The sequence below is a fragment of the Bacillus sp. IT-79MI2 genome (genome assembly GCF_949768135.1).
GTDB classification, from domain to species: Bacteria; Bacillota; Bacilli; order Bacillales; family Bacillaceae_G; genus Bacillus_A; species Bacillus_A pseudomycoides.
In genome coordinates this window covers 39,179-62,273 of record NZ_CATKPV010000046.1, presented here as the reverse complement: position 1 = coordinate 62,273, position 23,095 = coordinate 39,179, and the positions used below count along the sequence as shown (strand labels likewise).

At 34.6% G+C, this 23,095-nt stretch carries 20 protein-coding genes and 1 pseudogene; 6 read left to right on the top strand and 15 right to left on the bottom strand.

Annotated features, from left to right (window positions below; translation table 11 throughout):
• Positions 1-172: 172 nt before the first annotated feature.
• From ACM6HU_RS04525 to ACM6HU_RS04500, 6 genes and pseudogenes are all read right to left on the bottom strand, one after another.
• A pseudogene (locus tag ACM6HU_RS04525) lies at positions 173-434 on the bottom strand (LysE family transporter); the annotation flags it as partial.
• Between the two features lie 136 nt (positions 435-570).
• Complete coding sequence (locus ACM6HU_RS04520) at positions 571-1,503, bottom strand: response regulator (protein WP_414848010.1); 933 nt, start codon at positions 1,501-1,503, stop codon at positions 571-573.
• Position 1,504: 1 nt separating this feature from the next.
• Positions 1,505-2,809 carry an ATP-binding protein gene (locus tag ACM6HU_RS04515; RefSeq protein ID WP_414848009.1) on the bottom strand — a complete coding sequence of 435 codons (1,305 nt, stop codon included), beginning with the start codon at positions 2,807-2,809 and terminating at the stop codon, positions 1,505-1,507.
• Between the two features lie 82 nt (positions 2,810-2,891).
• Entirely contained in the window at positions 2,892-4,625 is a 1,734-nt protein-coding gene (malS, locus tag ACM6HU_RS04510) for an oxaloacetate-decarboxylating malate dehydrogenase (RefSeq protein ID WP_414848019.1), read from the bottom strand.
• A 52-nt stretch (positions 4,626-4,677) separates the two neighbouring features.
• Complete coding sequence (aspA, locus tag ACM6HU_RS04505; protein WP_016114326.1) at positions 4,678-6,117, bottom strand: aspartate ammonia-lyase; 1,440 nt, start codon at positions 6,115-6,117, stop codon at positions 4,678-4,680.
• A 24-nt stretch (positions 6,118-6,141) separates the two neighbouring features.
• Positions 6,142-7,413 carry a cation:dicarboxylate symporter family transporter gene (locus tag ACM6HU_RS04500; RefSeq protein ID WP_016114325.1) on the bottom strand — a complete coding sequence of 424 codons (1,272 nt, stop codon included), beginning with the start codon at positions 7,411-7,413 and terminating at the stop codon, positions 6,142-6,144.
• A gap of 517 nt (positions 7,414-7,930) precedes the next feature.
• Here ACM6HU_RS04500 and pyrH point away from each other — a divergent pair.
• Entirely contained in the window at positions 7,931-8,674 is a 744-nt protein-coding gene (gene pyrH / locus ACM6HU_RS04495; protein ID WP_016114324.1) for a UMP kinase, read from the top strand.
• 177 nt (positions 8,675-8,851) lie between these two features.
• On the opposite strand, the gene ACM6HU_RS04490 is transcribed toward pyrH, so the two are convergent.
• Positions 8,852-9,520 (bottom strand): hypothetical protein, encoded by a 669-nt coding sequence (locus ACM6HU_RS04490; protein ID WP_414848008.1) that lies wholly within the window; start codon positions 9,518-9,520, stop codon positions 8,852-8,854.
• 350 nt (positions 9,521-9,870) lie between these two features.
• On the opposite strand from ACM6HU_RS04490, the gene ACM6HU_RS04485 reads away from it, so the two are divergent.
• Entirely contained in the window at positions 9,871-10,293 is a 423-nt protein-coding gene (locus tag ACM6HU_RS04485) for a GNAT family N-acetyltransferase (protein WP_414848007.1), read from the top strand.
• Between the two features lie 171 nt (positions 10,294-10,464).
• On the opposite strand, the gene ACM6HU_RS04480 is transcribed toward ACM6HU_RS04485, so the two are convergent.
• The 6 genes from ACM6HU_RS04480 to ACM6HU_RS04455 form a co-directional block, all read right to left on the bottom strand.
• The gene (locus ACM6HU_RS04480; protein WP_414848006.1) at positions 10,465-11,676 is read right to left on the bottom strand and encodes a phospholipase D-like domain-containing protein; all 1,212 of its coding nucleotides are present in this window, start codon (positions 11,674-11,676) and stop codon (positions 10,465-10,467) included.
• Between the two features lie 110 nt (positions 11,677-11,786).
• Entirely contained in the window at positions 11,787-12,932 is a 1,146-nt protein-coding gene (locus tag ACM6HU_RS04475) for an ABC transporter permease (protein WP_016114320.1), read from the bottom strand.
• Between the two features lies 1 nt (position 12,933).
• The gene (locus tag ACM6HU_RS04470; RefSeq protein ID WP_016114319.1) at positions 12,934-14,043 is read right to left on the bottom strand and encodes an ABC transporter permease; all 1,110 of its coding nucleotides are present in this window, start codon (positions 14,041-14,043) and stop codon (positions 12,934-12,936) included.
• Between the two features lie 32 nt (positions 14,044-14,075).
• Positions 14,076-15,014, bottom strand: coding sequence for an ATP-binding cassette domain-containing protein (locus ACM6HU_RS04465; RefSeq protein ID WP_016114318.1), 939 nt, complete (start codon positions 15,012-15,014; stop codon positions 14,076-14,078).
• A 133-nt stretch (positions 15,015-15,147) separates the two neighbouring features.
• A complete protein-coding gene (locus ACM6HU_RS04460) occupies positions 15,148-16,251 on the bottom strand; it encodes a sensor histidine kinase (protein WP_016114317.1) in 1,104 nt (367 codons plus the stop codon).
• Between the two features lie 4 nt (positions 16,252-16,255).
• Positions 16,256-16,894: a response regulator transcription factor gene (locus ACM6HU_RS04455; protein WP_044880819.1), complete on the bottom strand. Its 639-nt coding sequence runs from the start codon at positions 16,892-16,894 to the stop codon at positions 16,256-16,258.
• Positions 16,895-17,114: 220 nt separating this feature from the next.
• On the opposite strand from ACM6HU_RS04455, the gene ACM6HU_RS04450 reads away from it, so the two are divergent.
• Genes ACM6HU_RS04450 through ACM6HU_RS04435 form a run of 4 tightly spaced genes read left to right on the top strand, consistent with a single transcriptional unit; the run spans position 17,115 to position 20,125 of the window.
• Complete coding sequence (locus ACM6HU_RS04450) at positions 17,115-17,660, top strand: RNA polymerase sigma factor (protein WP_255255005.1); 546 nt, start codon at positions 17,115-17,117, stop codon at positions 17,658-17,660.
• Positions 17,657-18,109 (top strand): hypothetical protein, encoded by a 453-nt coding sequence (locus ACM6HU_RS04445; RefSeq protein WP_016114314.1) that lies wholly within the window; start codon positions 17,657-17,659, stop codon positions 18,107-18,109. The genes ACM6HU_RS04450 and ACM6HU_RS04445 overlap by 4 nt, the downstream gene beginning before the upstream one ends.
• Positions 18,102-19,172 carry a hypothetical protein gene (locus ACM6HU_RS04440; RefSeq protein ID WP_088093780.1) on the top strand — a complete coding sequence of 357 codons (1,071 nt, stop codon included), beginning with the start codon at positions 18,102-18,104 and terminating at the stop codon, positions 19,170-19,172. The genes ACM6HU_RS04445 and ACM6HU_RS04440 overlap by 8 nt, the downstream gene beginning before the upstream one ends.
• Positions 19,169-20,125, top strand: a complete 957-nt coding sequence (locus ACM6HU_RS04435; RefSeq protein ID WP_016114312.1) for a LiaF transmembrane domain-containing protein — start codon at positions 19,169-19,171, stop codon at positions 20,123-20,125. Before ACM6HU_RS04440 ends, ACM6HU_RS04435 begins: the two co-directional genes overlap by 4 nt.
• Positions 20,126-20,212: 87 nt before the next feature.
• Here the strand turns inward: ACM6HU_RS04435 and ACM6HU_RS04430 are convergent, their stop codons facing one another.
• Entirely contained in the window at positions 20,213-21,460 is a 1,248-nt protein-coding gene (locus ACM6HU_RS04430) for a DUF445 domain-containing protein (RefSeq protein ID WP_088093781.1), read from the bottom strand.
• Between the two features lie 191 nt (positions 21,461-21,651).
• Positions 21,652-23,007, bottom strand: a complete 1,356-nt coding sequence (locus ACM6HU_RS04425; protein WP_016114310.1) for a D-serine ammonia-lyase — start codon at positions 23,005-23,007, stop codon at positions 21,652-21,654.
• Positions 23,008-23,095 lie beyond the last annotated feature (88 nt).

Here is a 23,095-nt window from a genome sequence, read left to right as displayed (position 1 = left end):
AAACCTTTAGACTACAAGTTTTTCTAATGTTTCTATCTACTATGAAGTATCTACTCTTATACAACATTTTACATGTATACACATGAATATAAAATAGCAATTACTTTTGAAGCACAAAATAGATTGCGTCTTCACAACGCAATCCCTTTTCTTATATGAGTTCCCCAACCCCTTTAATTGCTTCATATCCAAGATATAGTAGCGTAAAAAAGCCAAATAATTAACTTCGCACCAGGTGTTGTTAAATAGACAGAAACACCAAAATAAATTAAGAGCATCATAATGACATCTGCGGACATTGCTCCTACTCCAACAAGCCACGCACTTAAAAAACCATTCTTTATCCCTTTATTAATTTGAGCAACATTGATTGGTCCAACAGGTGCTGAGAGAGAAATTCCAAGCAACAAGTAACTAAAAATAGTGCTTATCATTTTTCATTTCACATCCTTATATATGTACTCCAAAACAAATTTATATTCAATTACACCCTTTCATTACCATTAAATGGAGAATATTAAAAATTTTAATAATAGAAAAAAGGACGCTCATTTGTAAGCATCCTCTTTTCTATTCTACCTCCATCAACCTCTTCGCCTCAAAATACAATACTTGAATAAACTTCTTCGTATTAATTCTCGTATGCCCAGATGCCGATAGCTCTTCCTTCGTCATTTCTGTCATACGTTTACGAACAATGGTAAAATCAAAAAATTTCGGAGCATAGCTTTCAAATTTAGGGTTCGAAAAATCAGTTAAACCAAGAGAGGCTAAATGATTTAATGACTGATAAATCGCTCGGCGCACCCTTTGTTCTGAAGCTTTTCTTTCTTTATCAATTTCCGTTTCTGAAGCTGCACCACCTAATTTTTTGACCGTAATATAGTGAAAAATATCTTTCAATGCTGGAAAACCATATTCAAATGTTTTTTCATTTTCTTGTCCCAATAAATATTCCAACATACTAAGTAAATCTTTACTTCCATTCTCTCCAGCAATACCAAGTTCTGATAATAAATAGCGACCTGAGTCCATTATCTTCTTCTCTTCTAGCAACGGTTCATTTCGCACTTGCGGTTGTTCCCATTGAAAGACGTTATTCAGTGATTTTTGAATATCTTGTATAGATCGTTCCAGACGAATACGATCCATCACTTTTCGCACAACAGATACAACCTCAATTTTATTTAATGGTTTCGTAATATAATATTCAACCCCAAGTGAATACGCTTCTCCGATTAGTTGTTTAGACTCAACTTGAGAAATCATAATTACTTTTCCTGTAAACGCTGGTGCGATATGGCGAACTGTTTCAATCCCATCTCGAATTGGCATTAATAAATCAATAAATAAAATATCTACCTTTTTAAAATTCAACTGATCTGCTTCAACAAAAGCACCATCTTCCGCTTCTCCCACTACTTCTCCAAGATCACCATCTTCAATAATTTGTGATAGCATAGAGCGGAATACTTCATCATCATCTACGATATAATAAAACACTCTATTCCCCCTCTCGCGTTAAACTAGACTCTGGTAAACGGACAATAAACTTGCATCCTCTGCCGCTCTCCTTGCATTGCAGATTCACTTCTCCCCCAAGTTCTGTAACCATCTCTTTTATATAAGAAAGACCAATTCCTGTAGATGGTGTACCCGTTTGATCATACTTCGATGTAAAACCTGGTTTAAATACGAGTTCTTTATATTTCGGTGAAATACCGGGACCATCATCTATTACTTCAAACATTATATTTCTTTCTTGTTTATATGTCATTATTATAATTGTACCAGTGCTCTCAATTGCTTCAACAGCATTTGCAACTAAATTATTTAATATCGACAGTACAGTATAAACATGATATTCCGCATGCTCACCTTCTATGTTTTTAGAAAATGTTATCTCTTTTCCTAATAGTTGAGCGTACTTCTCATTTATCCTCACAATCATTTCTATCAGTTCATGACCTTCTATGTATTCAGAAAGATTTTTATCTAATAAAAGTTTTGATAACCCCGCAAAAATTCTTTGATTATCTTTTTTTATTTCGTGTACTTCCCCAGCGATTTTTAATATTTTTTTACTATGTATTTCTATGCTGCTTACATCATTACTAGCTTGTAAATTTCGATATAATTGATACGCTTCTTGTGTAATTAATTCTGCATTTTGAAGTGTCTTTTTTAAATGAACAGATTCCACATATAAGTTCGAAAGATGCATTAACATTTTTTCATTTTCTTTCCGGACTTGTGCTTCCTTTAATTTCGTTTCATATAGACTCATCATATTTAAGAAACCAAGGGCAAAAAAGCTTCGAAAAACAGCAATAATAATCAATTTATTTATTTCAGAAATAGTAATTGTTGTACCAAGTACTAAAACATGATAAAAAGCTAATTCTGACATACTTGCTATAATCTCAATTGTAATCCCAAGGCACCCTATTATGAATGGTTTCTGATGGAATTTATTCACTCTACATAATGAAAAAAGACTTCCATAAACAAAATAATAAAAGAAGACTGGATAACGTAAATAAAAAGAGTCTGTTATATGAAAGGATCCTTGTAACATCCCATCAAGAACAACCCGAAATCCTACAACAGACAGCCCAACGAGTGTACCTGCTATAGCGGCTGGTATTTTTCGTAGAAATAATAGCAAAAAGAAAAAAATTGGCGTCCCAAAGCTAACACGGAATGTATCATTAAACGGATGAAAATTCAATTGTCCAGCAATTGGAACAATTAACATTAAAATAATTAAAAGGGACATATCTTTCTTCCACAATTGATTCCAATTCAAAGATGCCACTTCCTATTTATGAAATATATTTTTCAAAAATTGAACAAGGAAAGCCCGCTTATGATATAAACGGGCTTTATTTCTATATTGTTACCTGTTTAGCTGCTTTTACTTGGCGATATTCAGGTGGCCACATTGCCTCTTTAACAGCTTTTCTGATATCGTTATCACTGAATTTCTCACGAGTAACACCTTCAGCAACTGCTGCTTTAGCTACTTCAATTGCTACTATCTCTGAGATGTTACGTAGTTCTTCTACCTCTGGAAGAATAGGTGCTCCTGGTTGACTTGTATCTACCATGCTTGCCACTGCTTCTGCTGCTGCTGCAAACATACCATCTGTCATTACACTCGCACGAACAACAATTGTTCCAAGACCAAGACCTGGGAAGATAAGCGCATTATTTGATTGTCCGATTACATACGTAACACCATCATATGTAACTGGCTCAAATGGGCTTCCAGTTGCCACAAGTGCCCGTCCTTCTGTCCAATGTATTAAATCTACCGGTTTTGCTTCTGCAAGCGGTGTTGGATTCGACATTGGTAAAATAATTGGTCGTTCTACATGAGAAGCCATTTCTTTTACAATTTCTTCTGTAAATGCACCAGCTACTGTTGATGTACCAATTAAAATTGTTGGTTGTACATGTTTCACAACTTCTGCAAGCCCAACCGTTTCACTTTTCCTCCATTCGTTCACTTCAGATTCCATACGTGTATATGGGAGTTGGAAATCAAGAAGACCTTCCATATTATCTGTAAGTAAACCATTACGGTCAATACACCAGAAGCGCTCGTTTGCTTCTTTCTCTGATAGCCCTGCACGAACCATCGCATCTCGCACTTGATCAGCGATTCCAATTCCAGCTGTACCAGCTCCAAAGACGACAACTCGGTGTTCACAAAGTGGGACACCTGAAGTTTTCACTGCTGATAATACAGCTGCAAGCGAAACTGCACCAGTTCCTTGAATATCATCATTAAATGTACATACATGATCACGATATTTATCTAAAATTCGACGTGCATTGCGTGAGCTAAAGTCTTCCCAGTGCAACAATGCTTTTGGAAACTTGTTACATACAGCTTTTACAAATGTATCGATAAATGTATCATAGGCCTCGCCAGTTATACGAGGATGACGGTTTCCAATATAAAACGGATTACTTAAAAGATCCTCACGGTTCGTACCAACATCTAAAATAACAGGTAATACACGACTAGGATCGATTCCAACTGCTGCTGTATAAACTGCTAACTTCCCAATAGCAATATTAATACCACCAACGCCCCAGTCACCAATTCCTAATATTCCTTCACCATCCGTTACAACGACTAAGTCGATATTTTCAGCTGTTGCACCAATATTAGAAAACGCTTCTTCTATGCCAGAAGGATCATTAATGGATAAATACACTCCACGTGGTTTACGATACTCATGACTATATCTTTGAATTGCTACACCAACAGTTGGCGTATACACAATTGGAAGCATCTCACGTAAATGATCTGTTAGTAAACGATAAAATAACACTTCATTACGATCATGTAATGCTGTTAAATATACGTTTTTTAATAAATCGTCTGGCTGTGAACAAAACTGTTTATACGCACGGCGTGCTTGTTCATCCAATGTTAATACCGCAGGTGGTAATAACCCTTTTAGCCCTAGTTCTTCTCTTTCTTCTTCTGTAAAAGCAACCCCTTTATTTAAAAGTGGTGTAGCTAATACTTCTACTCCTCTTAATGTCGTTTCTAATACACCATTAGAGGTAACTGTAAATTTACTCATACCATCCCTACCTTTATTTATATATGCCATTTCTATATTGTAAACAAAAAAGAGGGGAATGTCCCCTCCTCTTTTAATTTTTCTTTAAAAGAGTTGCTCCTGCAATCCCCGGATGTGTCATTTCATATGGGTCTAAAATTAAGTCTAATTCCTCTTGGGATAATACACCATTTTTCACGCAAAGGTCTCTGACAGACTGCCCAGTTGCAATTGCTTCTTTTGCAACACGAGCCGCTGCTTCATAGCCGATATGTGGGTTAACAGCTGTAATAATCCCTACACTTTTCTCAACGTATTCTTTCAAGTGCCCTTCGTTCGCTTCAATTCCTTTTAGACAATTATCTGTAAAGGCACGGAAACCATTATTCATAATGCTAATTGATTGAAGTAAGTTGAAAACAAGTACTGGCTCCATAACATTTAGCTCTAATTGACCCGCCTCTGAAGCAAGGCAAATCGTATGGTCATTACCGATTACTTGGAATGCGATTTGGTTAATTACTTCTGGCATAACAGGGTTTACTTTCCCTGGCATAATAGATGAACCTGGTTGACGAGATGGAAGCATAATTTCTGCAAGTCCAACACGCGGACCAGATGCCATTAAGCGTAAATCATTTGCAATTTTAGACATATTCATCATACATACTTTTAGTGCAGCTGATACTTCCGTATATGCATCTGTATTTTGTGTTGCATCTACTAGATCTTCTGCTCCAACAAGAGGCAATCCACTAATTGAAACTAAATGTTTCACCACTGCTTCAATGTACTCAGGATCTGCATTTAATCCTGTTCCAACTGCTGTTGCCCCCATATTTACTTCATATAAATGTTGACGGGATTGCTGAATTCGTTTCATATCACGTCCAATTACACGAGCATATGCTTTAAATTCTTGCCCAAGACGAATTGGTACAGCATCTTGTAAATGTGTGCGCCCCATTTTAATCACATGGTCAAATTGTTCTGCTTTTAATTCAAATACATCATGCATATAGCCCATTGTTTGTAATAACACTTCTAATGCATTTAATGTCGCAATGTGAATTGCTGTTGGAAATGCATCATTTGTTGATTGTGCCATATTCACGTGGCTATTTGGGCTAATATAATGATAGTCTCCCTTTTCCATTTCTAATAATTCAAGGGCACGATTGGCAATGACTTCATTTGCATTCATGTTCATAGAAGTTCCCGCGCCGCCTTGAATTGGATCGACGATGAAATGATCATGCCATTTCCCTTCAAGAATTTCTTGCGCTGCTTCTGCAATCGCACCGCCTTTTTTCAATTCCAATCTACCTACATCAGTGTTCGCAAGTGCCGCTGCTTTTTTTACAATTGCCAAAGCTTTAATTAACCCTTCATGGATTTTATACCCTGTAATTGGAAAATTCTCTACAGCACGCATTGTTTGAACTCCATAATAAGCATGCATTGGTACTTCTTTTTCACCTAAAAAGTCTTTTTCAATTCGTACATTTTTTGTAGTTTCAGTTAATGTTGCCATTATTACTCACTCCTCATCTATTTCTTATGCTGCTTCTGTTTGTTTGACTGTTTCTACATATTGTTTCGCTTTCTCATGATCAAATTCGCCTTCCCACTTCGACATAACAATGGCTGCTAATGCATTCCCTAACACATTGACAGACGAACGAATCATATCTAAAATGCGGTCGATACCAGCAATTAATGCTATACCTTCTAACGGCAATCCCATTGAACCTAATGTCGCAAGTACAACAACAAATGAAGCACCTGGAACTCCTGCCATACCTTTTGACGTTAACATTAAAACGAATAATAATGTTACTTGCTCTGTTAAAGACATGTGTACACCATACATTTGCGCGACGAATAATGCTGCTAATGCTTGATAAATAGCCGAACCAGTTAAATTAAATGTATACCCTGTTGGAATAACGAAAGAAGCGACTGCCTTCGGACAACCGAACTCTTCCATTTTTCTCATTATATTAGGTAAAACAGCTTCTGAACTTGCTGTTGTAAACGAAAGAATAAGTTCTTCTTTTAAAACTTTCATTAATGTAAAAATGTTTATCCCTACCATTCGTGCATTAATACCTAATACAACAATAACAAATAGTATAACAGTTACATACACAGCTAGCACTAATTTTCCTAAAGGAAGTAGTGTTGCTACTCCAAATTTTGCGACCGTAACCGCAATTAATGCAAATACACCGAATGGTGCGAATTTCATAACCTGATTTGTAACCCAAAACATCGCTTCGAGTACACCTTCAAAGAAGTTAAATACAGGTTTTCCTTTTTCCCCAATTGCTGCAACTCCTAAACCAAATAACACAGAGAAGAAAATAATCGGTAATAAGTCGCCTTGTGCAATTGATTCAAATACATTCTTTGGTACAATGTGAACAATCGTTTCTGCAAAACCTTTTTTCTCTGTTGCATCAGCCGTCTGTTTATATGATGAAATATCACTTTGCTGTAAGTTATTCATATCAACACCCGTTCCTGGATGGAACACGTTTGCTGCGATTAATCCCATTAAAATCGCAATTGTTGTGATAATTTCAAAATAGAGAATTGTCTTACCGCCTAATTTCCCAAGCTTTTTCATATCCCCTACACCAGCTACTGCAACAATCAGCGCTGAAATAACGATCGGTACTACAATCATTTTAATTAAATGGATAAATATATCCCCAATTGGTGTGATATAAGAAATCGCTGTTTTATTGCCATAAAAGATTGCCCCTACTACAATCCCTAAAACAAGTGCAACAAAAATCTGTGTTGCTAATCCGAATTTTTTCATATATTTTCATCCCTTCATGCGAACGCTTTCAATTTGAATTTATAAAAGCTTACTCACATAATATAGGCGAACCTACAAAATCAGACAAAAAACTACAGATTCGTCACAAAAAATTCGAATTTTTTTCTTTAAATATTCATTGACACCCTTTGAAGATAAAAAAATGAAAATAACATTGATAAAATATCTGATTTCTTTGTATAATCTAAAAGATAGGTTTATTTGAACATATATAAAATGAAAAGGAGTGGAGGTTATGAAGAATTCTACGAAAGGTTTCATTACAACTCTTCCTTTCCTATTTCAATTTCTCTTAAAGGAGCAAAGGCATTCGCCTCTGCTCCTTTTTTATTGCAAATCGATATGCTACTTGCATGCAAAATTTTTTCACGTGAGCAAAGCAAGTAGATCAAGAATAAACTGTCTATAAGAATCCAAGTATGATGAGAACTAATTCTCAGTGATAGTTACGGACTCCACCGGAAAAACCTATTCTTCAAAATAAGGAGTGATGATAATGAAACCATACAAGCGTGTTTTAATTAAACTCAGCGGCGGCGCTCTTGCTGATCAAGATGGAAATAGTTTCGGTTCCAAACGTTTAGAACATATCGCAACGGAGATTTTATCAATCGTCGATTTAGGTATTGAAGTTTCTCTTGTCGTTGGTGGAGGAAACATTTTCAGAGGAAACTTAGCTGAAGAATGGGGGATTGATCGCGTTGAAGCAGACAATATAGGGACATTAGGTACAATTATTAATAGTCTCATGCTGCGCGGTGTATTAACAAGTAAGACAGATAAAGAGGTACGCGTTATGACATCTATCCCCTTTACAGCAGTGGCAGAACCCTACATCCGTTTACGGGCTGTTCATCATTTAGATAAAGGATATATCGTTATCTTTGGCGGCGGGAATGGGCAACCGTTCGTTACGACAGATTATCCGAGTGTCCAGCGAGCAATCGAAATGAATAGCGATGCCATTTTAGTTGCAAAACAAGGTGTAGACGGTGTTTTTACAAGTGACCCAAAACGAAATAAATCAGCCAAAATGTATCGTCATTTAAATTATAATGATGTCGTTCGAAACAATATAAAAGTGATGGATCAATCAGCCTTATTACTTGCTCGTGACTATCATTTACCAACACATGTTTTTAACTTCGATGAACCAGGAGTTATGAAAAAAATATGTTTAGGTGAGCATATTGGCACATTAATTAATCATGAATTAACAGAACTCGTAGAAGAAAAATAATATTTTCTCGAATAGAACAACTGTAACTTTGACCTTAAAAATAGGTGCGGTATTTTGCCGCACCTTACTCTTTCTAAAAAAGTAGTACCCTAGCGGTATTGAAAAGAAAACAGTGCCCTATTATCCACTATTCATAAAACTACCTTATAACAATCGCTATCAATACCATTGCTAAAATCACAAATTCTGAAATACAACCCTTGGTGCTTCAATAACATTATTCATAAAAACTACATCTACACATTGCTTTGGTGCATGCTCTTCTATATACATATGGCAAGCCGCATGATATCTTTGTAAAAATATTTCCTCTGCCCTCTTTTTATTCCCAAAGGCTTTCGCCTCCCGACTTGAACCACGTTCTCTTGCAGTTTCAAAATCTGTTTCTACAAATATTTTATAATCAAATAAATGTTGGAGCTCTTTTTTTAATAAAAAAGTACCATCTATTATAAATATCATATCTTTTAAAGCGAGTATAGATTCCGTTTTAGTATACATATCCGTTTCTAAATCATGTGATTTCATCACATATCGCATATCTCCATCAGGTCCTAACGGAACCAATAATCGCTCAGCAAATGCTTGATAATCATGAGCATCTTCATAATATCCTTTAGCTGATTCCTTACCTTGTGAATATCTAACTACCTTTGGATTGTGAAAATTATCTATACTCGCCCGAACGACTTTTCTTCCTTGCAAATGAATTTCGTTTTGTAACTCATTTGCAAATGTTGTTTTCCCAGAAGCTGTTATACCACTAACACCGACTCTTAATGGGTGATCTAGTTTAAGCATGAGCATGCGCTCCACAATCTCACGAATAGCAATTTGAAGATTCAATGCTAATCCACCTCCAAAACATCTATATTTATCCTTCAAAGGATATTTAAATGGAAAAATACGGTTCCGCGTGTGAAATATTATAGAACTTATTCTCGCTTGTTAATTGTTATATGGTTCGAACCGGTAAAATAAAACCCAAAATAGTATTCCTTTCCATGAGTTAACAGTAGATGTTATATACCTAAGCCAGAGGCTAGACCGAATTATTATTTTTGAATATCAGAAAACACAAAACAGAATATTGTAAATTTTATGTTAGAATAAGTATATTGAGATGATGTACTTATTCAATAAAGAAATTCGTTTCATATTTATCATTTCACAAAAAATTGCGGGAGGAAAGACGAATGGATTTACATATTACGAAAGAATTAAATGCAACTAATAAAGACAACATTAATAATAAACTTTATGAATATAATTTAAAACATTTCCCAACAGATTTAAGGGGAAGCTATCAGGAGATTCATTTATTTCTTAAGGATGAAGACAGCAAGATTCGCGGAGGAATATTAGGTGAAATTTGCTGGAATTGGTTAGAGATTCATACTTTTATAATGGATGAAGACATACGCAAACTGGGTTATGGAACTAAACTTTTATTAGAAATCGAACAAATAGCTTTAGAAAAAAATTGTGATTTCATAAAAGTAGATACTTTAAGTTTTCAAGCATTAGATTTTTATAAAAAGCACGGTTATCAAGAGTTTGGTGTCCTTGATAATGTCGGTAGAGACTTTAAACATTACTATTTAAAAAAAGATCTATAGGCAATTTTTTTTAAGAGATTGAATTCAAAATACTATACAATAAACAATAAAACGCTTCGAGTTTATTCTCTAAGCGTTTTTGAATACAAATTACTTTATTATTTCATTTACTATTTGAAATTCCTTTCACAACAATAGAACTATTTTACATGAATCCCACATCTACCTTTATTATAAATAATAATTAAACACCCACGCTATTTTTTCTTTGCACTTCTCTAAAAACGATAAACGATCAAAAAAGGATGAAGTGATCTCTTTTGAATTTTGAAAATCTTGTGTTAACGCGTGATTCACTTGTTGAATCATCGGGCCACCGTATACATAAAAGTCCATCTCATCATTAATATGAAAACTACGCGAAGTAAAATTTGTTGTACCAATCACAGTTATTTCATCGTCGAATACCATTACTTTCCCATGAAACATTCCTTTTTTATATCCATATACAGCGATTCCATTTTCAATCGACTGACGAATATATGGGTAGGCTGCTTCTTTAATAAGCGGAACGTCAGGTTTATAAGACCAAAGTATTTTTACCGATACTCCCCGTTTTCGTGCCTGAATTAAAGCATTCATAAGTTCTTTATCTCTTGGTATAAAATAAGGCGTGGCGATCACGATAGAACGCTTTGCTTGTTGTATTAATTCCATATACTTCGTAACTACTTTATGTCCATTGTAACTAGACATAGTGTGTAACGTTTTTCCTTTAATAACAGGCTCAGCTGTTCTCACAATTTCTTCCGAAGTATCTCGTTTCCAATCTAATACAAACTGCTCCTCTAAATCTGTTATCCCTTCTCCCTGCAAGCGTATATGATAATCCCGCCAATATCCAAAGCGCTTATCTTTCCCTAAGTATTCATTACCTATATTAAATCCACCACTATACCCGATTTTCCCATCTATCGTTGTAATGCGGCGGTGATTACGATGATGGAGCGAATAAAAAAAGAATGGGAACTCCGGTTTCCTGCTATATGTAAAATGAACACCACTTGCTTGTAATTCATTTTTATATTTTCTTTCGAAAGACAAATCATTAATCCAATCGACCGATAAGTACACTTGTACTCCTTCTTCTGCTTTTTCTTTTAACAAATTTAAGAAAGTATGGCTACTTTTATCATTCGAAATAATATAGAAATAAGTAAAAATAGAACGCTTTGCTTCTTTTATATCAGAAAATAATTGACTATATAGAGGTTTCCCCTCTACATATAATTGAAAATCACTATAATGAGGAACATATTCTTTCCGTTGGTTTTTATCAGCTTCTACTTTCCTTCCCAGTGTTACATCAATATGCATCCAAACAACTAGAAGAATTACTATGCTAATAATAATAGAAATAATGCGTAATATTTTTTTTACCATTTTGTTTTCCTTCCGTACAAAATAATTGTCTTCAGATAGTATTTCAATAGCGATTATGTTTTATGAGCAATTACAAAAAAAGGATGCGGCATGATGCCGCACCCCTTTTATTAAATAAAATTCCTCGCATCATTATTATGGCCAAACTTATAAATCGCAATTAAGAAAAAGGCAATCGCAAAGGCGAATAAAATTAAAATGTTTAAATACAAATCAGAAAACGGTGTCCCTTGCTGTAATTCCCCTATCGTATCTAATAACCAACGCTGAGGAAGAAAATCAGCTATTTTTTGCACAGATGCTGGCATAATTTCAAATGGAAAGAAGCATCCCGCTAGCAAACATGTTGGTGTAATAATGATATTTTGCATTGCATTAGCAGAAACTGAATTCTTAGCAAAAGACACAACTGCTAACGATAAACCAATTGCAATTAAACCAAATATCATCAGTACTCCAATCATAACAAGCAAAGGCATATTTGTATCAATATGAAATACATTGGTCATAAACAGTACCGTTACAATGATTTGCACCATCATGATAACCATATTAACAGCAACGTTAGATAATATATATTTCTTCCCATCTATCGGTGTTGATAATAATCGAAAATACGTTCTATTCTCTTTTTCTCTCAAAATCCGTTCTGAAAAATTCACTGCTGAAAACAACATAAACATAATGAGATAACCAACTGTTTGATTCGTCATATCTTTATTTTTCGAAGTATCCTTAAGCGTATATGCTGTTAGCTTGAATGAATTTTTTTGATAATTTGCATACATCTTATCAAACGTACTTTGATCCTTTTGTGCTACTTTACTAATTGCTGTTATATTATCAATATAATTATACAAATACGATTTTATAAACTCTGTTACTTGAGCACCTTTAATCGAGGAAATTTGAATATGACTCGGCTTACCATCTCGAACACTTTGCGAAAAACCTGAATCTAACGTAATCACTCCATCAAGTTTTTTCGAGGCAAGCTTCTCTTCTATTTCTGACGCCTTAATTTTACTCACTTCTACATGATTTAACCCTTCTATAAATTTCACCGTATCATTTGCTATATAATGATTTTCATTATTTACAACCCCAATACGTAGGGTACCTTGCCCTGCATTTCCGTATATTAAAAATGCCATTAATGACCCTACTATTGGCAATCCAATAATAAGAAGTAACCCTTTTTTATTTTTCAAAAGTACAGATAATGTTTTTTGTATGAGCCATAAAATATCTTTCATGTTATAGCCCCTCCCGTCTGCGTAATGCGATAATCGCAATCAATAAAAACAGTGCTGAAATCCCAAGGTTTAAAAAGATTACTGGAAGTGCCGCTCCTACTTCATTCGCATAAATAATTTTCATAATCGCTGTATTCGCCCATGTTAATGGTGATAAATTTGTAATCATATTTTCTTCAACTACGAAATACGCCCCTCCAAAAATAGAAGCTAATTGTACAACAACCATAATGATTGCCTTAGATGCCTCACCTGTTTTCGTAATATACCCGATACCTAATCCGAAGCTAATTGCAAGAAATACTTCTGTTAGTAAAATAAGAAAGACTACTCCAAGATGGTCGCCCCAATTTGCCCCATAAACAAATTTACTAAAGAAAACGACGAGAAAAAGACAAAGTGCATTTACTACAATACTACCAAGTATCTTCCCAATGAAAATTTCCGCTTTACTAACAGGTGCAGCAATTAAACGATCTCCCGTTTTTCGTAATCGCTCTCCGCGAATCAGATAGCTTGCTCCCATCGCTCCATACAAGGCAATCATTGTCGTCATCGCAATCGCATAATAGTCCATAGAACCTGGTTTCTTAGCAGCTTGTAAAGATGTCTCTTTTATATAATCATCATGATTTCCACTTGAAATAACTGTACTAACTTTCCCTGGATCTACTGTCGCAACTTCCACCGCTACGTTGTACTTATCGACGAATGTAGTAAGCATCCCTTCAATAATACTTCCTTCAATACTATTCCGATCACTCTCATATAACTTCACGCCGTTTTGATTCATTTCTACATAGCCGGCATACTTATTTTGTTTCACTTCTTCTTTTCCATCTACATCCTTTGCTGCTTTTTTAAAGTGAATGCCCGATTTGCCTGTTTCCTTTATCAATGTTTCAAAGGCCTGAGAGAACCTACCACCTGCTTCATCTTTGTATAACACCTGGATATTTTTAATAGAAAGGTTATCACTATTAAATGCATTCGTTAAAGCAGTGCCCAAAATGAGCATAAGCATAACCGGGAATGCTAGCATAGACACTAACGTTTTTATATCTCGAAAGTCACTTTTGATTTCCTTTATGGCTATATTGAAGATGTTCAATCGATGAACCTCCCTTTTTTTACTAGTAAATCTTATTTATCCCGTAGATTTCTTCCTGTCAATGTCAAGAATACTGTTTCTAAGTTAGGTGCTTGCTCTTCAAGTGAACGTATTTCTATATCATTATTGATAAAATGCTGAACGATTTTGTTTAAGTTGTTGACCCCTGTATCAGAATTCACTTTAATTACGTTTTCTTCTATTTGAACAGCCTTAACACCACTAATTTCTTTTAATTTGTTCACATCTATATTTTCAACTGACTTTACTTCAATCCAAATATCTTTTGTATCTGTAATAATAGCTTTCAATTGTTCTTTCGTACCTTCTGCAATAATTTTTCCGTGATCAACAATTGCGATTTTCGTACAAATCTCTTCTACTTCCTCCATGTAGTGACTCGTATAAATAATGGTGCTACCCATTTCATTTAATTTCCGTACAGACTGAAGAATATAGTTTCTTGACTGCGGATCAATTCCAACTGTCGGCTCATCCATAATAATTAACTTCGGATGATGCGCAATGGCACAAGCAATGTTAAGTCTTCGTTTCATCCCACCGGAAAAGTTCTTTGGATAACTTTTATGTTTATCACTTAGCCCTACAAACTGCAGTGCTTCTTCTACTCTCGCTTTTAATTCTGCACCTCGTAATCCATACAGACCCGCAAAGAATTTCACATTTTCATAGGTGGTTAACTCCTCATAAATTGCTATATCTTGCGGTACAATTCCGATATTCATTTTTGCAAATCGATTATGTTTCTTTATATTTTTTCCTAGTATGCTAATCTCACCTTCATTACTTCTTAACAATCCAGCAATCATATTAATTGTTGTACTTTTACCAGCACCGTTTGATCCTAGAAATCCAAATATCTCTCCTTCTTTAATAGCTAAAGACATATTATCTACTGCGATGAAATCACCAAATTTTTTTGTTAAATTTTTTATTTCTAATGCGTTCATCATTTCACCCCTATTTCGGTTTCTCTGCTGTTATTATAAACAAAAAGAATGAACCTGCTCAGTGCAGAAGTTCATTCTTTTCACATGAGAATATTCACTTTTTTCATATGAGATCCTTCATCTCAATCATGTCTTACTGAATCGGCAACAACATTGTTACCGAAAAGCCATTCGTTCCATCTACAATTATTTTCCCATTAACAGACGCTGTTCTCTCCTCCATCCCAATAATACCGAGTCCTTTTTTAACAAAGACTACACCCTTTCCGTTATCTTTCACCTGTACCTTGACCATCTTGTTAAGTACATGAATATCTATTGAAATAACTGTCGCATCAGCATATTTCATCGCATTCGTTAACGCCTCCATAATATTTTCACCAATGATTTTCCATTGGATAGGGGAAATTGTATCCAAATTCCCTTTATACACAAACGGAATTTTTATATCATGCTTGCTCGCAAATTCATCTATGAATAATTTCATACGATGAATTCCAATTTGTTCAGTTGGTGGTTTCATATTTTTAAGGGTAATTCTAATATTTTCAATCCCATCTTTAGAAATATGAATCGCATTTTGTAGTAACTCCGTAGCTTTCACTTTATCTATTTCCATCAATCTCTTTGCTGCTTCCATTTGAATAAGTGCGCCTGTCATGGAGTGACCAATTTTATCATGAATTTCTTGTGATAATCGATTTCGTTCTTCTAACTTAAATGTGTATTCTGATTGCCTTATGTATTCTTTATTTTCATTTAAACTTTTTGTGAGCCGCTGCATATCTTTTCGCATCTTATCATTTTGCTTTTCAAGCTTTAGTAATCGTACTATGTAACGGTCTGCCATCATTAAAACAAGAAAACAAAATGCAGTAATGAGTCCATATGTCATTTGAACACTTTCATCCGCAAAAACGATAGGGAGAATCATAATGAAAAAGATCTGCCATTTCTTTTCTATGTAATAAGATACAATTTCGTATAAGTTCAAAGGTAAAAACAAAATAAAAAACGGATGAATCCTCCATGTAAACAAAGCGATAATACCGATTGATAGTCCAATTAATATTTTTTTATACGCATCTTTTTTTAAAATAGAAATTGTCACGTTTATACAAAGGTACGAAAGCAAAGTAAATATAACCCACGGTAAGTTCGTAACATTTGAGTGAATATAACTGAACACTATATATAAGAAGACAATTAATTTACTTACAATTAACCAAAACTCCATAAAATTAGTCTACTTTCCCTGTTAAATAATAAATCGCAATTTGCGTACGATGTTCAAGACCCGTTTTCCCTAAAATAGACGTAATATAATTCGCAATTGTTCCTTCCGATATAAAAAGCTGTTTTGAAATTTCTTTATTAGAGAAACCTTTTGCAATTAATGCGATAATGCTAAGTTCCCTTTCTGTGAAAAGATTCTTATCTATTTTTGATTCCTCTTCTTTATTTTCCAGTAAGTTACACTTAATTTTATCAAGTACTACGTCTTGCATAACAGTTTGCCCGTTATATACCCCCTTTATCGCATCACGAATGCGCTCCGGATCGTTATTTTTTAGCAAATAGCCTTTCGCTCCGTTCTTTACTGCCTCCAAAATATACTCATCATCATCAAATGTCGTTAAAATAAGCGGCTTTGTTTTTGTCTCCTCACAAATTAATTTTGTGGCTTCCACACCATTCATATTTGGCATACGAACATCTAAAAGCGCAATATCCACATCATGTTTTTTGCAATAATCTAGAGCCTCTTGCCCATCATTTACTGTTTCTAGCACTTCGAATTCTTCGTATGTACTTAAAATAATCTTCATACCTTCTCTAATAAAAGAATTATCATCGGCTATCAATACTTTTATTTTCATGTTTGTTAGTATAGGAGTTCCTCTACTAACATTCACATCCTTTCTCCCATGTAACATTTCCCTATTGCTCATTATATACTTCCCTAAACCATTTGTTCACACTTTTTTGAAGTAGTCTCTTCCCCTAAAATATATTATTCTTTTTATGATATATGTGTAGGGTTACTTATCATTTCTTACGTCTATATAATAGAATGCGTCAAAAAGGAGGGAGAGAACAATTGAAGAAAGACAATTAATTGAAAAAGCACAGCAAGGAAATGAACATGCTTTTCGCATCCTTGTAGAAACATACCGTCATTATATTTTCCAAGTTATTTTTGCTATTTTAAGACATGAGGAGGATGCCCAAGATGTCACACAAGAAGTATTCGTAAAGATTCACGCTTCTCTCCCTAACTATCAATTCCGCGGATTAAAAACGTGGATAACGCGGATTGCTACAAATCATGCCATTGATTATAAGAGAAAGAAAGCAAGGGAAAAAGTAGAGCTCTCCTTATCAAAAGAAACTCAGGAAGATATAAAATCCTCTCATAATATTGAGGCATTGTTACTGACGAAAGAGCAAAAATTGCTGATTACTCAAAAACTAAGAGAACTTCCAGAGAATTATCGTGATGTCGTTCTCGCACATTACTTAGAAGAAAAAAGTTATCAAGAAATTGCTACTCAACAAAACGCTGAAGTCAAAACAGTCGAAATGAAGCTTTATAGAGCAAGAAAATGGATCAAAAAACATTGGAAGGAGGAAGATTTTTTATGACGCATTTTTCAAAAGAAGCTTGGTGCAATTACACTTTAGATCTTCTATCACATAACGAACGTGAATCCATGGAACAACATCTTTATGAATGTGATCATTGTTTAGCACTTTATATGGAAATCATTGATGAACAAAATGAAAACCTTCCAATGATAAATGATGATTCATTTACAAATGAGGTTATGAAGCAAATCAACTTCGAAAAACTTAAGTTTGAAGAAAAAATGAGTAATAAGCAACCAAGACAAATGAAAAGTACGCTCATTCACTACATAATTGCAACTGCAGCTACTTTAATTTTTATGGCAAGCGGTTTATTCCATTATATTTTCACAGTAACTTCTAGTTTTGAACAATCTTCCAAACAAAGTGGGATTTCGATTTCAAAACAAATTTTAAACAAAGCTATACACACTTCAAAAACGAACGGAGGTTCAAAACATGAATAAAAACCCATTTTTAGCGCTAGTTCTAGGGTTAATTCCTGGGCTTGGACATTTATATTTAAAGCGAATTGGTCGTTTTATTATATATGGTGGTAGTTCATTATTATTATTTCTCGCTGCGGTAGGCTTTACTATTAACTTCGGAAATCACGGGATTGTTTTCCTTATCCTATTTTTATTAGCACTTGTATGGGGAATAAATATACTAGACTTAATTATTTCTATAGTGAATCAGTCATGGAAAAAAGAGAAAGACCTAACGCAAGAAGCAGCACGTGAAAGTGAACGATTTTATATCATTCTCTTATCCATCATCCCTGGACTTGGGCATTTCCAATTAGGACTTATGCAGCGTGGACTTACATTTTTAGTCGCTTTTACAGGACTAGGTAGCATGATTATATTCGTTACACTATTAACATCTCGTGAAAGTTTTCTTATCTTTCTCGCTACGTTACCTGTTCTATGGATTTATAATTTCTTCGATGTCGTCCAGCAGCTGCAGAAAAAAGAATGTGGGGAAATATTAGTCGATCGTACTATTTTCGAAGATTTTGAGGAGCACCGAGAACAAGGAAGGAAAAGTAAAACATACGCTTCTATTTTAGCGATGTTCCCTGGAGCGGGTCATATGTATTTAGGCTTACAGCGCCGTGGTCTTCAGCTAATGGCAGCCTTTCTACTTGCCATTTATATGCTTGATTTATTAAGACTTTCCGCCTTCTTATTTTTAGTACCTATCATTTGGTTTTATAGCTTTTTCGATACATTACAGCAAACATCCAAATACGGAAAAGAAGACTTACAAGACACACCTATTATCGATTATTTTATTAATCATCAAAAATGGCTTGGCATCGGACTCATCGGGTTAGGATGCTATTATTTACTAGATCAAACACTCCTCCCTATTTTTGACGATTATTTCGCTACTATATTTAAGATTCATATTAGCGAATTATATTATCGCTATTTCCAAACATCTATCGTTGCCCTCCTTTTAATTGGTGGTGGCTTTAAATTATTACTAGGAAATAAAGAAGAAAAAGGCGGTGCTAAAGAATGAGAACATGGCGTGTAGGAACGATATCTATGGGGATTTCAATTATCGCATTAGGTTGTTTCTTATTATTTTCAACTATAAAAGGTATACAAGTATTTGATAACTTTACAGCCTGGTGGCCTATTCTTTTCATTGTGCTCGGTATTGAAATTTTACTATATATTACATTCTCTAAAAAAGATCAGCCTATTATTAAATATGATATATTTAGTATTTTCTTTATTGGTGTATTAGGAACAGTTGGAATTGCATTCTATTTCTTATTATCCACTGGATTGCTAGAGGAGATTCGTTATTCCATTGGAACAACTGAACAAACAAATAACATCCCAGAAGTGCAACATGACATCCCTGATTCTATTAAAAAGATTGTAGTTGATACGAGTAATACTCCTCTTACAATAGAAGGTAGTAACATTAATAAAGTACATTTATTAGGAACATATGAAATGACTATGAAAGCAAATGAAAAAAGCAAACTAAAGCAGGACGATTTCATTGCCATTCACACAGTTGGTGAAACAATGTATGTAACATTAAAACCTTTACCTGTTCACCATAAATTCTTTGCTTCGCAGTCAAGAATGACAGCAACACTCGTTCTCCCTCAAAATAAAAATGTGGAAATTCGCGGTTCTGAAAGAGAACTCTCTCTTTACCCAGGCCAATTACAAAGCAATTGGTCTGTACAAGAAAGATCAAACGTGTCTGTTCATCTTGTAAAAGATAGCGACATAACACTATCAGCAGTAACAAATCAAAAAGATTCTCATGGGAATACACCTTGGGAACATGTAGAAGAGTTAACGAAAAAGGTGAATAATTCTTCAGAAGAAAATCCAGATTCAAATCAGCAAGAACAATGGTATAAAAACACACTAAAGCTCGGAAACGGGACACATCAGCTAAACATTCAAAAAGCTTATAATATAAACATAAGCCTTCTTGAAGAATGAAGCGCTAGCATATAATTGAGGAAGGAAACTTCTTCGGATACTAAAAAACCTTCCACATGCATTTCATATCATGAGGAAGGTTTTTTTCTATATAAGTGCTTTAATCCCTTCCAAAACTACCCCAATCATAAACCCGCAAACAGCACCATTAACACGAATCCATTGCAAATCTTTGCCGACGTTATTTTCAATCATTTCAATCAATGTTTGATCGTCTAACTTATCAAGGTTTTCTTGTACAAGCTTTCCAATCTTGGAATGATTGTTCTCAACAAGATTTACAATTTGCTTTTGCAACCAGCCTTCTATTTTTTGAACTGTTACTGGATCTTCTTTCACTTTGTTCATTTGCTTCGTTAAAAATGGAAGAAGATATTGATCTGCAAACTCTTCTTTTTTAATAAAAGCGCCTGCTCTTACCTGCGCTTGTCCTAACAATTCTTTTATCTTGTCAGCCGCATTCCAATTTGCGATCCAACTTTCTTTCCAATTCTCTAATTCCTGTAATACCGCTTCATTTTCCTTCACATTAATAAGTTCTTGACGAACTTTCATTAATATAAGTTGTCTTGTGGTATTATCAGGATTTTGTAAACTACTAATATTACTAATCACAAACTTCTGCAATATGCTTCCTATTTTTTCTTCATCTACAATATTCATGAAAGATTTTAGAGTAAACTGCAAGAATCCATCCACTTTTATATTTTCCATCGCTTTCATGCCTAAACTTCCAAGTTGATAACGAGCTTCATCTTGAGCCGTCCACTCTTTCGCTTTAACTAACATGTAATCAAGTGTTTTTTCATCATATTCTTGTACAACCAATTGATCAATAAGGACTTGCAGTATATTTCCTGTATTAATCGTATGTAAATATGTTTTTAATTCTTTTTCAATTACAATAGCTAACTTTTCGGTATCAATTTGAAGAATCGCTTTTTCAGCAATTGTAACAATCCCTTTTTTCACAGCATCAGATTGCAGCTCTCTTTCTGCAATCTGTAACACCATTTGTGCTAACTTCATTTCCTTCACTTTATTTGTTATGCTTTCTTTTGTCAGCCAATCATTCTCCAGTGTGGAAACGAGACCTTTCGTAATCCGTTTACGATTTTTTGGAAGTAGGGCTGTATGCGGAATTGGAATTCCCATTGGATGACGGAATAGTGCCGTGACTGCAAACCAATCAGCAAGCCCCCCTACTAATCCTGCTTCAAATCCACCTTGTACAATTGTTCCTATCATCGATCCCTGAAATGGAATAGTCGCCGCAAACCCTACTCCCATTACCCCAAGTGAAATACCCGCTAAATATTTTGACTGTAGTGACATTGTATATACACATCCTCTTATTTATGTAAAATGAAGCTTTCTATTGCATAACGAATTTATTAAGCTTATATCGTCAAGTCCTTACTTTCAAAAAAAGCCTATATCTATACTATAATGAACCACGTTAAAAATAACAAAAAAATTCGAATAAAAAAACACGGGGGTTAAACTACCCTCGTGTTAAATTACTTCTAGTTCTCTGGCGCTAAATTCAAGCCTTTTTGATAATATTGATTCCTCACTTCTTCAGGAACCATACTTCCGCCAGTCCCCCAAATAATATGTGTACCCTTCCTCACTTTTTCTGTTAAATTATGCTTCAATAAATAATCGGTTCCCTCTTTACATAATTTCATTGGTCCTATCATCCCTGCTAGTGCAGAAGGTTCTAAATGGAGCCCCTCTGTATCGACTAATTTCTTAAGTAACTTATACAACTGTTCATCGCTAACTGTATAACTACCACTTAAAAAAGGTTCCATAGTTTTACCCACAAATCCAGATGGTCTTCCTACAGCAAGTCCGTCCGCGTCTGTGACATTATCAATGCCAATATCTTGTACAGAAATTTTATCATGAAGTCCAGTCATTAAACCAAGTAGCATACATGGAGAGTGGGTAGGTTCTGCAAAGAAACAATGGGCATTGTCTTTATACAATAACTTTAAGCCAAATGCTACTCCTCCAGGTCCACCACCTACTCCGCACGGAAGGTAAACAAATAAAGGATGTTCATCATTTACTGTTATCTCTAACTCTTCTAATTGTTTTTGCAATCGAGATGCAGCTACCGCATATCCTAAAAACAAATCATGGGAGTTTTCATCATCAACAAAATAGCAACTAGGGTCTGCATTTGCTTGCAGTCGCCCTTCTTCTACCGCTTTACTATAATCAGCTTCATATTCAATCACTGTCACATTTTTACTTCTTAACAAATCTTTTTTCCACTCTTTTGCATCGGCTGACATATGAACAGTCACATTAAAACCTAACTTAGCACTCATAATACCTATACTAAGACCTAAATTTCCAGTCGAGCCTACTGCAATTGAATATTGCGAGAAGAAACTTCGAAACTTATCACTATCTAAAATCGAATAATCATCTTGTATCGTTAACATTTGATGTTGAAAAGCTAATTCCTCTGCATGTTTGAGAATTTCATAAATTCCCCCTCTTGCTTTAATAGATCCTGATATAGGAAGATGACTATCACACTTTAACAATAATTCACCTAATATAGGTTGTTGATAATCCTGTTCTAAGGATTGTTTCATGAAAGGAACTCTCACTAAAGGTGATTCTATGATACCGTTCATTCCTTTTGTTTCTGGAAAAACCTTAGCAATATATGGAGCAAAACGTTTCAGCCTTTCCTCTGCATCCCTTACATCTTCTTGAGTGAGGGGGGATTTTTTAATTCCCGTTTGAAATTTTTCGATATTGGGATTAATCCAAAATACTTCTTCCATCGAAATGAGCCTGCTTAGTAAAGGATATTGGTCTTTCCATTTTTGTATATCTTTGCTTTCAATCTCCTTCATTTATCTAATCCTCCTAATTTTCTTATAGCAATTTGCACAATAAAATTACATTAAATTAATTTTAATACAGTTTAACATATAATTATCT

What these genes read in the sequence shown, in the direction of transcription:
- aspA (WP_016114326.1), bottom strand. Translation starts at nt 6,117, where the DNA reads ATGGCAACATTAACTGAAACTACAAAAAATGTACGAATTGAAAAAGAC.
- ACM6HU_RS04500 (WP_016114325.1), bottom strand. Translation starts at nt 7,413, where the DNA reads ATGAAAAAATTCGGATTAGCAACACAGATTTTTGTTGCACTTGTTTTA.
- pyrH (WP_016114324.1), top strand. Translation starts at nt 7,931, where the DNA reads ATGAAACCATACAAGCGTGTTTTAATTAAACTCAGCGGCGGCGCTCTT.
- ACM6HU_RS04485 (WP_414848007.1), top strand. Translation starts at nt 9,871, where the DNA reads ATGGATTTACATATTACGAAAGAATTAAATGCAACTAATAAAGACAAC.
- ACM6HU_RS04480 (WP_414848006.1), bottom strand. Translation starts at nt 11,676, where the DNA reads ATGGTAAAAAAAATATTACGCATTATTTCTATTATTATTAGCATAGTA.
- ACM6HU_RS04475 (WP_016114320.1), bottom strand. Translation starts at nt 12,932, where the DNA reads ATGAAAGATATTTTATGGCTCATACAAAAAACATTATCTGTACTTTTG.
- ACM6HU_RS04465 (WP_016114318.1), bottom strand. Translation starts at nt 15,014, where the DNA reads ATGAACGCATTAGAAATAAAAAATTTAACAAAAAAATTTGGTGATTTC.
- ACM6HU_RS04460 (WP_016114317.1), bottom strand. Translation starts at nt 16,251, where the DNA reads ATGGAGTTTTGGTTAATTGTAAGTAAATTAATTGTCTTCTTATATATA.
- ACM6HU_RS04455 (WP_044880819.1), bottom strand. Translation starts at nt 16,894, where the DNA reads ATGAAAATAAAAGTATTGATAGCCGATGATAATTCTTTTATTAGAGAA.
- ACM6HU_RS04445 (WP_016114314.1), top strand. Translation starts at nt 17,657, where the DNA reads ATGACGCATTTTTCAAAAGAAGCTTGGTGCAATTACACTTTAGATCTT.
- ACM6HU_RS04440 (WP_088093780.1), top strand. Translation starts at nt 18,102, where the DNA reads ATGAATAAAAACCCATTTTTAGCGCTAGTTCTAGGGTTAATTCCTGGG.
- ACM6HU_RS04435 (WP_016114312.1), top strand. Translation starts at nt 19,169, where the DNA reads ATGAGAACATGGCGTGTAGGAACGATATCTATGGGGATTTCAATTATC.
- ACM6HU_RS04430 (WP_088093781.1), bottom strand. Translation starts at nt 21,460, where the DNA reads ATGTCACTACAGTCAAAATATTTAGCGGGTATTTCACTTGGGGTAATG.
- ACM6HU_RS04425 (WP_016114310.1), bottom strand. Translation starts at nt 23,007, where the DNA reads ATGAAGGAGATTGAAAGCAAAGATATACAAAAATGGAAAGACCAATAT.